This window comes from Neisseria sp. LACPHL-SPEC-2024-00856 (genome assembly GCF_047915665.1).
GTDB lineage: Bacteria > Pseudomonadota > Gammaproteobacteria > Burkholderiales > Neisseriaceae > Neisseria > Neisseria polysaccharea.
In genome coordinates this window covers 1-12496 of sequence record NZ_JBLRPR010000019.1, presented here as the reverse complement: position 1 = coordinate 12496, position 12496 = coordinate 1, and the positions used below count along the sequence as shown (strand labels likewise).

Sequence of the window (12496 nt, the reverse complement as noted above, 5' to 3'; positions counted from 1 at the left end):
TTGAGCCGACATAGATGAACCGGAACCTCCACCCGCACACGCTGTTAGCCCCATAGAGGCAATAGCAGCAATAACAAGTTTATTCATTACTGATTGAGATACTTTCATTTAGACTCCCCAAACTTTATTAAAAAACTTAAGCTTTAAGTCTGGAAATTCTACCCCCCCCCCCCCGCAAAATTCTTAAAGCATTTTTGCAATATTTAACACAATAACCTTCGGATTTAACTCGTTCTATTCGATGCATGATTTGGCGGCACGAAGATATGGAACGCTTATCGGGCTTATATCCACACGCCTCAAAATGACGAAAACACTTGTTTTTGCCTTAATCGGATAAAGAAAAACCGCAAGCTTAAAGCTTGCGGTTTTGTATTGAATAAACGCACCAAAGATTATTCATCCGTTACTTGGGTTTCAGCAGTCTCCTGCTCCACCTCTTGCCATTGTTGATGACGGCTGCGGTGGTAAGTCAAACCGGTACCGGCAGGAATCAAGCGACCGACGATGACGTTTTCTTTCAAACCACGCAATTCGTCTTGTTTGCCCATGATGGCGGCTTCGGTCAGAACGCGGGTGGTTTCTTGGAACGATGCGGCAGAAATGAAGCTGTCGGTAGACAGGGAGGCTTTGGTAATACCCAGCAATACGTTTTCGTAACGCGCCGGCTCTTTGCCTTCTTCCAAAGCTTTTTCATTGGCAGCCATCACATCGCCGCGTTCGACCTGCTCTCCGGTAATGAATTCAGTTTCGCCTGAATCGACAATATTCACACGGCGCAGCATTTGACGGATGATGACTTCGATGTGTTTATCGGAAATCTTCACACCTTGAAGACGGTAAACCTCTTGCACCTCTTGAACGATATAACGCGCCAGTGCTTCGATACCTTGCAGACGCAGAATATCATGCGGATCAACCGCTCCGTCCACAATGGTTTCGCCTCGGTTTACCACTTGACCATCGTGTACCAGAATTTGTTTCTCTTTGGAAATCAAAGTCTCGTATGCTACACCGTCCACATCGGTGATAATCAGACGTTGCTTGCCTTTGGTCTCTTTGCCGAAGGAAACGGTACCGGTAATTTCCGCCAACATACCTGCATCTTTCGGCACACGTGCTTCAAACAGCTCGGCAACGCGCGGCAGACCACCGGTAATGTCGCGGGTTTTGGAAGAGGCTTGCGGAATACGCGCCAATACGTCGCCTTTACCGATTTCCTGACCTTCGCGTACGGTAATCACCGCACCAACGGGGAATGCCATCGAAACCGGAGTGGACGTACCGGGAATACAGATTTCCACGCCGTTTTCATCCAACAATTTTACAGTCGGACGCAGCAGTTTGGATGCACTGCTGGAGCGGCGTTTGCCGTCGATCACTACCAAAGTGGACAAACCGGTTACATCATCAGTTTGTTTGGCAACGGTTACACCCTCTTCCACGTTTTCGAATTTCACCAAACCTGCGTGTTCGGTAATCATCGGACGGGTATGCGGATCCCAAGTTGCCAAGGTTTGACCGGCTTTAATGGCCATACCGTCTTGTACCAGCAGGATGGCACCGTAAGGTACTTTGTGGCGTTCGCGTTCACGGCCGATGTCATCATGAATCACGACTTCGCAAGAGCGGCCGATGACAACCAATTCGCCTTTGTTGTTGGCAACATAACGCATTTGGCTGCTGAATCGTGCCGTACCGTTGGATTTGGCTTCGACTTGGCTGGCTGCTGCCGCACGGGATGCCGCACCACCGATGTGGAACGTACGCATAGTCAGCTGGGTACCCGGTTCGCCGATTGATTGGGCGGCAATCACGCCGACTGCCTCGCCGGCATTGACCAGTTTGCCGCGCGCCAAGTCGCGGCCGTAACAGTGCGCGCACAAACCGTGACGGGTTTTACAAGTAATCGGAGTACGGACTTTGACTTCATCGACACCGGATTGGTCAATCAAATCCACCAGTTTTTCAGTCAACAACGTACCGGCTTCAACCAAGGTTTCGCCACTTGACGGATCGATAACGTCAGACGCGGTAACACGGCCCAAAATACGATCGCGCAATGCTTCAATCACATCACCGCCTTGTACCACTGCCTTCATCACAAAGCCGTCTGAAGTGCCGCAATCGTCTTCAACAACCACCAAGTCTTGAGTTACGTCTACCAGACGACGGGTCAGGTAACCGGAGTTCGCGGTTTTCAATGCGGTATCCGCCAAACCCTTACGCGCACCGTGGGTCGCAATAAAGTATTGCAATACGGTCAGGCCTTCGCGGAAGTTTGAGGTAATCGGCGTTTCAATAATCGAGCCGTCCGGTTTTGCCATCAAACCGCGCATACCGGACAACTGTTTAATCTGAGCCGCAGAACCACGGGCACCGGAGTCGGCCATCATATAGATGGAGTTGAATGACTCTTGATCGACTTCGTTGCCGTCACGGTCGATAACTTTTTGTTTGGACAAGTTGTCCATCATCGCTTTAGCGATTTTATCGCCGGCACGACCCCAAATATCCACCACTTTGTTGTAGCGTTCACCGTTGGTGACCAAACCTTGACGGTATTGGTCTTCGATTTCTTTAACTTCGGCATTGGCTTCAGCCAACAAGGCTGCTTTTTCTTTCGGGATTTCCATATCGTCAACGGCAATGGAAATACCGCCTTTAGCTGCGAATCCGAAACCGGTATACATCAAGTGGTCGGCGAAGATAACCGTATCGCGCAAACCGCACAAGCGGAACGATGCGTTAATCAGTTTAGAAATTTCTTTTTTCTTCAACGCCTTATTGACATACTCAAACGGCAGTCCTTTCGGCAGGATTTCGCTCAACAATGCGCGGCCTACGGTTGTTTCGTAACGGTTAACGACAGGCTCGAATTCGCCGGCTTCGTTTTTCACCCATTCGCGCAGACGCACGGTAATTTTCGTACCCAGCTCGACCTGTTTGGTATGGTACGCACGATGCACTTCTTTCACATCGGCAAACAGGCTGCCTTCGCCTTTGGCATTGATACGGTCGCGGGTCATGTAGTACAGACCCAATACGATATCTTGAGAAGGTACGATGATTGGTTCGCCGTTGGCTGGAGACAATACGTTGTTTGAAGCCAGCATCAGCGTGCGTGCTTCCATTTGTGCTTCCAAGCTCAATGGAACGTGTACAGCCATTTGGTCACCGTCAAAGTCGGCGTTAAATGCGGCACACACCAATGGGTGCAACTGAATCGCTTTACCTTCAATCAGGATAGGTTCAAACGCCTGAATACCCAAACGGTGCAGGGTTGGTGCACGGTTCAGCATAATCGGATGTTCGCGGATCACTTCTTCCAAGATATCCCATACTTCAGGTACTTCTTGCTCTACCAATTTTTTCGCAGCTTTAACGGTAGAAGCCAAACCTTGTTTTTCCAATTTATGGAAAATGAACGGTTTGAACAGTTCCAAAGCCATTTTTTTCGGCAGACCGCATTGGTGCAGACGCAGGTATGGGCCTACGGTAATCACGGAACGACCGGAGTAGTCCACACGTTTACCCAGCAGGTTTTGACGGAAGCGGCCGCCCTTACCTTTAATCATGTCTGCCAATGATTTCAGCGGACGTTTGTTGGCGCCGGTCATGGCTTTACCGCGACGGCCGTTATCCAACAGCGAGTCGACCGCTTCTTGCAACATACGTTTTTCGTTGCGGACGATGATGTCGGGCGCGTGCAGTTCCAGCAGGCGTTTCAGACGGTTGTTACGGTTGATGACGCGGCGGTACAAATCGTTCAAATCGGAAGTGGCAAAACGACCGCCGTCCAGCGGAACCAAAGGACGCAAATCAGGCGGCAATACCGGCAGCACGTCCATAATCATCCACTCCAGCTTCATACCGGAACGGTGGAAGGCTTCCAATACTTTCAAGCGTTTGGCGATTTTTTTGATTTTGGTGTCAGAACCGGTCGATTCCAACTCTTGGCGCAGGATTTCGATTTCGCCCGCTACATTCAAGGTACGCAGCAATTCGCGGATACCTTCCGCACCCATTTTGGCATCGAAATCGTCGCCGTATTCGTCCAGCTTGTTGTAGTAATCGTCTTCAGTCAGCAATTGACGACGTTGCAACGGAGTCATGCCGGGATCGGTTACCACAAATGCTTCAAAGTACAATACGCGTTCGATATCGCGCAAAGTCATGTCCAATACCATACCCAAGCGGGAAGGCAGAGATTTCAAGAACCAGATGTGTGCAACTGGTGCTGCCAATTCGATATGCCCCATGCGTTCGCGGCGTACTTTGGACAGGGTCACTTCTACGCCACATTTTTCACAGGTTACACCTTTAAATTTCAAGCGTTTATATTTTCCGCACAAGCATTCGTAGTCTTTAACCGGACCAAAGATTTTGGCGCAGAACAAACCGTCGCGCTCAGGTTTGAACGTACGGTAGTTGATGGTTTCAGGTTTTTTAACTTCGCCATAAGACCATGAGCGGATGGTTTCGGGAGAGGCAATACCGATTTTGATGGCATCAAACTCTTCTTCCATGCCGGCAGTTTGCAACGGATTAAATAAGTTCAACAAATTCATTTTTGCTCCTTGAAGGAAGTATTTTTACCGCATGGCGGATTTTCGATATTGGGAAACGGTACTTTTGATTTCAGACGGCCTAAATGCCGATTGCTTCATTCTTATTCTGAAACCGCTTTTTCAGACGGCCTTAAAAGGCCGTCTGAAAACTTCTGCTTAGTAGCGTTCCAAATCGATATCCAAGCCCAGTGAGCGAATCTCTTTAACCAATACGTTGAAGGATTCGGGCATACCGGCATCGATTTTGTGTTCGCCTTTGACGATGTTCTCGTACATTTTGGTACGGCCGTTCACGTCGTCAGACTTCACAGTCAGCATCTCTTGCAGCGTGTATGCCGCACCGTATGCTTCCAATGCCCAAACCTCCATCTCGCCGAAACGTTGTCCGCCGAACTGGGCTTTACCGCCCAGAGGCTGTTGGGTAACCAGACTGTACGGACCGGTAGAACGGGCGTGCATTTTTTCGTCAACCAAGTGGTGCAGTTTCAGATAGTGCATCACACCGACTGTAACCTTGCGGTCAAATGCTTCACCGGAACGACCGTCATACAGCGTGATTTGGGTTTTACTGTCGTTGAAGCCCAATTTTTCGACTTCAGGATCGTCGCTCGGATAAGCCAAGTTCAGCATTTCGCGGATTTCGGATTCTTTCGCACCGTCAAACACCGGCGAAGCGAAAGATGCGCCTTTACGCAGGTTGGAAGCCAATTCGATGATTTCTTCATCTGTCAGGCTGTCCAAATCTTCTTTCTTACCGCTACCGTTGTAGAGCTTGTTCAAGAACTCGCGCAGCTCGCCGGCTTTGCGTTGCTCTTTCAGCATACGGTCGATGCGTTCGCCGATACCTTTTGCCGCCCAACCCAAGTGAACTTCCAAAATCTGACCGATGTTCATACGGGAAGGTACGCCCAACGGGTTCAGTACGATGTCTACCGGACGGCCGTCAGCCATGTACGGCATGTCTTCCACAGGCAGAATGCGCGATACCACACCTTTGTTACCGTGGCGGCCCGCCATTTTGTCCCCGGCTTGCAGACGGCGTTTGATGGCGATAAATACTTTCACCATTTTTTGTACGCCCGGTTGCAGCTCGTCGCCCTGGGTCAGTTTTTTCTTCTTGATCTCATACAACTCATCCGCTTCTTCGCGTTTTTGTTGCAGGCTCAATTTAATCAGTTCCAACTGCTTGGCCAAATCTTCGTCAGCCAGACGGATATCGAACCAATCGTGTTTACTCGGCAAACCTGCCAGATATTCAGTCGTGATTTCACTGCCTTTAGCCAGCTTCATCGGGCCGCCGTTGGCTTTCTGTCCGACAATCATACGCTCGATACGGTCGAATGCGTCATTATCGAAAATACGCAACTGGTCGCTCAAATCCAAACGGTAGCGTTTCAACTCGGAATCGATAATGGATTGGGCGCGTTTGTCGCGTTGGATGCCTTCGCGGGTAAAGACTTGAACGTCGATAACCGTACCGCTCATACCGGTAGGCATACGCAATGAAGTATCTTTTACGTCAGATGCTTTTTCGCCGAAGATGGCGCGCAGCAGTTTTTCTTCAGGAGTCAGTTGGGTTTCACCTTTGGGCGTTACTTTGCCTACCAGCACATCGCCGGCTTCTACTTCTGCACCGATATATACGATGCCGGATTCATCCAAACGGTTTTGCATACGCTCGGACAAGTTCGGAATATCTCGGGTAATGTCTTCCGCACCCAGCTTGGTATCGCGGGCAACGACATTCAATTCCTCAATGTGAATCGAAGTGTAACGATCATCCGCAGCCACTTTTTCTGAAATCAGAATCGAGTCTTCATAGTTGTAACCGTTCCATGGCATGAAGGCGATGGTCATGTTTTGACCCAAAGCCAATTCGCCCAAATCGGTAGACGCACCGTCGGCCACCAAGTCGCCGCGTTGCAACACGTCGCCTGCTTTTACGGCCGGACGTTGGTTGATGTTGGTAGATTGGTTGGAACGGGTGAATTTAACCAAGTTGTAAATATCGACACCCACTTCGCCGGCAGTCGCTTCGTCGTCATGGACACGGATCACAACGCGGTTGGCATCGACATACTCGACCACGCCGCCTCGGCGGGCAACGATTGCAGTAGCAGAGTCAACGGCAACGGAACGCTCGATACCGGTACCGACCATCGGTTTTTCAGGGCGCAGGCAAGGTACGGCCTGACGTTGCATGTTGGCACCCATCAATGCGCGGTTCGCGTCATCATGTTCCAAGAACGGAATCAGGGATGCTGCAACGGATACCACTTGACCGGTTGCCACGTCCATATATTGGACGCGGTCGGGCGTTGCCATAATGGTTTCGCCTTTTTCACGACAGGTAACCAAATCGCCAATCAGATTGCCGTCTGAATCCAAATCGGCATTCGCCTGTGCAATCACATAGCGGCCTTCTTCGATGGCAGACAAGTAATCGATTTCCTCGGTTACTTTGCCGTCGATAACGCGGCGGTAAGGCGTTTCCAAGAAACCGTAATCATTGGTACGCGCGTAAACGGACAATGAGTTGATCAAACCGATGTTCGGACCTTCAGGCGTTTCAATAGGACATACGCGGCCGTAGTGGGTCGGATGCACGTCCCGCACCTCGAAGCCGGCACGTTCGCGGGTCAAACCACCCGGGCCCAATGCAGATACACGGCGTTTATGGGTTACTTCAGACAAGGGGTTGGTCTGATCCATAAACTGACTCAATTGGCTGGAGCCGAAGAATTCTTTGATGGCGGCAGAAACGGGTTTCGCATTAATCAAGTCGTGCGGCATCAAGTTTTCTGATTCCGCCTGATTCAAACGTTCTTTTACGGCACGTTCCACACGGGCCAAACCGCTGCGGAATTGGTTTTCAGTCAGCTCGCCTACCGAACGTACTCGGCGGTTGCCCAAGTGATCGATATCGTCCACTTCACCATGGCCGTTACGCAACTCGACCAAAGTCGCAATCGAGGCAACAATATCTTCGACGCTCAGGACATAACCGCCTTTTTCGGCAGCACCGGCAAACGTTTCATTCAGCAGGCGACCGTACCAAGAGTTTTGTTGAGCTTCGGACAGTTTTTGTTCGTATGTGCGCGTATTAAATTTCATACGGCCTACGCGGGACAGATCATAGCTGTCTTCACTGAAGAACAAGCGGTTAAACAATTGCTCGACCGCCTCTTCGGTGGGCGGTTCGCCCGGACGCATCATACGGTAAATCGCAACACGAGCCGCCTGCCGGCCGGCAGTCTCATCCGTACGCAAGGTATTGGAGATATAAGCACCCTGATCCAGCTCATTGATATAAAGGGTCGTAATTTCTTTTACGCCGTTAATATCAAATTTGGCCAACAACTCTTCTGTAATTTCATCATTGGCAGAAGCCAATACCTCACCAGTTTCCGAATCAATCAGATCGACAGCCAATGCTTTGCCCAGCAGGCTTTCCGGTTCTACATCCAAACGGGTCAGGCCTGCATTGGTAATATCACGGATATTTTTCGCAGTAATGCGCTTACCTTTGGCAACCAATACATTGCCTTCTTTATCCAAGATATCGACCTTGGCAGTTTCGCCTTTCAGACGGCCTGCGACCAAATCGGTTTGAACACCGTTTGGAGACAAATAGAACGTTTCTTTGTCGTAGAAAATATCCAAGATTTGCTCATTGTTGTAGCCCAAAGCCTTCAACAAAATCGTTACCGGCATTTTACGGCGGCGGTCGATACGGAAATACAGCAAATCTTTCGGATCAAATTCAAAATCCAACCATGAACCACGGTAGGGAATGATGCGGGCGGAGAATAACAATTTGCCGGAAGAGTGCGTCTTACCTTTGTCATGCTCGAAGAATACGCCGGGCGAACGGTGCAACTGGGAAACAATCACACGCTCAGTACCGTTAATCACAAACGAACCGCTCGGGGTCATCAACGGAATTTCGCCCATATACACTTCGTTTTCACGAACTTCTTTTACCGTCGGTTTAGATGCTTCCTTATCCAAAATCACCAAACGGATACGCGCGCGCAAGGGGGCTGCATAAGTGATTCCGCGTAACTGACATTCGGGAATATCGAACAAAGGCTCGCCCAATGTGTAATGCACAAACTCCAATCGCGCATAACCGTTATGGCTCACAATCGGGAAAATAGAATTAAATGCCGCCTGCAGACCGTCATCGGTACGTTTGTCAAAAGCATTTTCCAGCTGCAAAAACTTCGCATAAGAATCAATTTGGGTTGCCAGCAGGAAAGGAACATCTAAAACATTCTCTCGCTTTGCAAAACTCTTACGGATACGTTTTTTCTCGGTAAACGAATAGCTCATATACACTCCGAAAAGCAATTTTAAATAATAGGCCGTCTGAAACAACGGTATGCATCAATTTAATATTTACATTTATTTGCAATGATTTTATAAAGACTATGCAAATAAATGTAAACAATGCTTGATACTTATTTTAAGAAGCAAAATAAGGCTGGCAGAAAACTGCCAGCCTTCATAGGAAGCATCAAATTATTTGATTTCGACTTTAGCGCCGGCTTCTTCCAGTTGTTTTTGGATGTCTTCAGCTTCAGCTTTAGAAACACCTTCTTTCAGAGTTTTAGGTGCACCGTCAACGATGTCTTTAGCTTCTTTCAGACCCAAACCAGTGATAGCGCGGACAACTTTAATCACGCCAACTTTTTGATCACCGGCAGAAACCAAAACGACATCAAATTCGGTTTTTTCTTCAGCAGCGGCAGCACCGGCACCAGCAGGACCTGCAACTGCAACAGCAGCAGCAGAAACACCGAATTTTTCTTCAAAAGCTTTAACCAGGTCATTCAGTTCCATTACGGTCAAAGAACCAACTGCTTCCAAAATGTCTTCTTTAGTAATAGCCATGCTATTTTACTCCAAATATTGTATTAAAAAATAATTGATTAACAGAAACAAAATCGATTAAGCGGCTTCTTCGCCGGCTTTTTTCTCTGCCAAAGCAGCCAAACCGCGCGCAAAGCCCGATACAGGAGCTTGCATAACGAACAACAGTTTGGACAACAGCTCTTCGCGGCTCGGAATAGAAGCCAACTCAGCAACCTGAGCAGCATTCATTACTTCGCCATTGTAAGAACCAGCTTTAACGACAATTTTGTCATCTTTTTTCGCGAATTGGTGCAACACTTTAGCAGCAGCAACAGCATCTTCAGAAGCAGCGTAAACCAACGGACCAACCATTTGATCGGCCAATTCTGCAAATGAAGTACCTTGCACTGCACGACGAGCCAAAGTATTTTTCAGAACGCGCAAATAAACGCCTTCTTTACGTGCATTTGCACGAAGCTCAGTCATACTGGAAACACTGATACCGCGATATTCAGCGACTACGAGGGTTTGAGCGTTAGCAATTGCCGCGCTAATTTCCTCGACCGCCACTTTCTTGGTTTCAATATTGAGACTCAAGGTCTACCTCCCACTGTTTATAAACAGGATACCAAAACGATATCCCACCAGCGCGGTAACCTAAAAAGACATCTTACAAGCAATCTTGCAATGTGTTTCAGGACTACCGTCTGCGCAGGGCAGTTACGATTAAATCTTACGATCCCTACGGTCTTGGACATCTACTTAATTTTAAGTAGCCCAAATTCAAGCAGCCCAAAAAACCAAACTGCTTGAAAATTCCTTAAGATTAGTTATTTACGCTTGATGTATCAACGCGAATACCCAAACCCATGGTGCTAGACACAGCAACTTTTTTCAAATACTGACCTTTAGCGGCAGCAGGCTTGGCTTTAACGATAGCATCCAGCAACGCATCAAAGTTCTCTTTCAAATCAACTTCAGCAAATGAAGCACGACCAATCGTTGCATGAACAATACCTGCCTTGTCGGTACGATACTGCACTTGACCTGCTTTTGCATTTTCTACTGCTTCAGCAACGTTAGGAGTAACAGTACCTACTTTAGGGTTTGGCATCAAGCCTCGAGGACCCAAAATAGTACCCAACTGACCAACAATACGCATTGCATCGGGAGAAGCAATAACAACATCAAAGTTTAGATTGCCTGCTTTGATTTCAGCAGCCAAATCTTCGAAACCGACGATATCTGCACCAGCTTCTTTAGCAGCTTCTGCATTTGCACCTTGAGTAAATACAGCCACACGGGTTATCTTACCGGTACCTTTAGGCAGAACGACTGAACCACGGATAACTTGGTCAGATTTACGAGGATCAACGCCCAAGTTGAAAGATACGTCAACAGACTCGTCAAATTTAGCGGTAGCAGCTTTCTTAACCAAAGCAATTGCTTCGTCGATTGCGTACAGTTTGTTAGTTTCAACAGAAGAGCGAAGAGCTTTCAAGCGTTTAGATACTTTGGCCATTATACAACACCCTCCACGTCCAAGCCCATTGAGCGAGCAGAACCTGCTATAGTACGAACAGCCGCATCCAAGTCAGCAGCAGTCAAATCAGGCTCTTTAGTTTTAGCAATTTCTTCCAACTGAGCACGGGTCAATTTACCCACTTTATTGGTCAGAGGATTAGAACTACCTTTTTGCAAACCAGCAGCTTTTTTCAACAAGATAGAAGCTGGCGGGGTTTTCATCACAAATGTGAACGATTTATCTGCAAATGCAGTAATCACAACCGGAATCGGCAAGCCAGGCTCCATACCTTGGGTTGCAGCATTGAATGCCTTACAAAATTCCATAATATTCAAACCGCGCTGACCCAAAGCGGGACCAACCGGAGGAGATGGATTGGCTTTACCTGCAGGAATTTGCAGTTTAATATAGCCGATAATTTTCTTTGCCACTTAACGGACTCCTAAAAACGGGTAAGACGCGGAACCATTTCCGCTCCCCAAGTTAATTTTTGATTTTATCCTCTTATTGCTTTTTTTTCAAGTATAAAAATCAGTTAATCTTTTCAACCTGGCCAAATTCCAGCTCAACAGGTGTTTCTCTACCAAATATCTGAACAGACACGCGTAACTTATTCCGTTCATAATTGACCTCCTCAACCACACCGTTGAAATCCGCAAACGGCCCTTCATTTACACGAACCTGTTGACCGACCTCAAATTCAACTTTTGGTTTCGGCTTCTCTATGCCGGTCTGAACCTGCTGTAAAATAATTTCAGCCTCTCTCTGACTAATCGGCGTGGGTCTATTAGCCCTCCCTCCAATAAAACCGGAAACACGGGGAGTGCTTTTTACAAGATGCCAAGAGTCATCTGTCATTTCCATCTCAACTAGCACATAACCAGGATATGACTTTCTTTCACTAATAGTCTTACGACCATTGCGGATATCAACAACTTTCTCTACAGGCACCAGAATTTGTCCGAAATAATCTCCCATCTCCTCACGGGCAATTCGCTCTTCCAATGTTCGTTGGACATTCTTCTCAAACCCCGAATACGCCTGTACAACATACCATTTTTTCGACATCTCAACCTTCCCTTCTCAGCAATACATCAAAAAATAACCACGAAATTGCTGTATCTGCCGCATAGATAAATATAGAAAGCACAGCAACAAACACTATAACAAATACAGTCATTCTGACAGCATCTTCACGCTTAGGCCAAACCACCTTTTTGAGTTCGGACCAAGAATTTGAGAAATATGTAAAAAAACCTTCCTTACCGGAATCAGATGCAGATTCTTTATCTTGAACAACCAGTTGATCCACTTTAACGTTCTTTTTTTCAGGCGTATGTTCTGTCATATTATTTATCCATCATAGTATCTGTCTATTCTCAATCCATGCAAATGGCAAGAGAGTTTACTAAATAACAAATACAAAAAAATTAACCGACACAAGGCCGGTTAATTTTTTATTTGGCAGGCCAAGAGGGTCTCGAACCCCCAACCCTCGGTTTTGGAGACCGATACTCTACCAATTGAGCTATTGGCCTCTAAA

General features: G+C 47.6%; 8 protein-coding genes and 1 tRNA gene. All 9 read right to left on the bottom strand.

Going from position 1 to position 12496, the window contains the following annotated elements; all coding sequences use genetic code 11:
* Nucleotides 1-395: 395 nt before the first annotated feature.
* On the bottom strand, nt 396-4571 hold the full coding sequence (rpoC, locus tag ACNAU7_RS10250) for a DNA-directed RNA polymerase subunit beta' (protein WP_416302162.1): 4176 nt from the start codon (nt 4569-4571) through the stop codon (nt 396-398).
* 156 nt (nt 4572-4727) lie between these two features.
* A complete protein-coding gene (gene rpoB / locus ACNAU7_RS10245) occupies nt 4728-8906 on the bottom strand; it encodes a DNA-directed RNA polymerase subunit beta (protein ID WP_416302161.1) in 4179 nt (1392 codons plus the stop codon).
* Nucleotides 8907-9095: 189 nt separating this feature from the next.
* Nucleotides 9096-9467, bottom strand: a complete 372-nt coding sequence (gene rplL / locus ACNAU7_RS10240) for a 50S ribosomal protein L7/L12 (RefSeq protein ID WP_196429033.1) — start codon at nt 9465-9467, stop codon at nt 9096-9098.
* A gap of 57 nt (nt 9468-9524) precedes the next feature.
* The gene (rplJ, locus tag ACNAU7_RS10235) at nt 9525-10025 is read right to left on the bottom strand and encodes a 50S ribosomal protein L10 (RefSeq protein ID WP_002215373.1); all 501 of its coding nucleotides are present in this window, start codon (nt 10023-10025) and stop codon (nt 9525-9527) included.
* 229 nt (nt 10026-10254) lie between these two features.
* Nucleotides 10255-10950, bottom strand: coding sequence for a 50S ribosomal protein L1 (gene rplA, locus ACNAU7_RS10230; protein WP_416302160.1), 696 nt, complete (start codon nt 10948-10950; stop codon nt 10255-10257).
* Nucleotides 10950-11384, bottom strand: a complete 435-nt coding sequence (gene rplK, locus ACNAU7_RS10225) for a 50S ribosomal protein L11 (RefSeq protein ID WP_002220151.1) — start codon at nt 11382-11384, stop codon at nt 10950-10952. The genes rplA and rplK overlap by 1 nt, the downstream gene beginning before the upstream one ends.
* A gap of 100 nt (nt 11385-11484) precedes the next feature.
* On the bottom strand, nt 11485-12021 hold the full coding sequence (gene nusG, locus ACNAU7_RS10220) for a transcription termination/antitermination protein NusG (RefSeq protein ID WP_003754942.1): 537 nt from the start codon (nt 12019-12021) through the stop codon (nt 11485-11487).
* Nucleotide 12022: 1 nt separating this feature from the next.
* Nucleotides 12023-12301, bottom strand: coding sequence for a preprotein translocase subunit SecE (gene secE, locus ACNAU7_RS10215; RefSeq protein ID WP_416302159.1), 279 nt, complete (start codon nt 12299-12301; stop codon nt 12023-12025).
* A 114-nt stretch (nt 12302-12415) separates the two neighbouring features.
* A tRNA-Trp gene (locus ACNAU7_RS10210) sits at nt 12416-12491 on the bottom strand.
* Between the last annotated feature and the right edge of the window lie 5 nt (nt 12492-12496).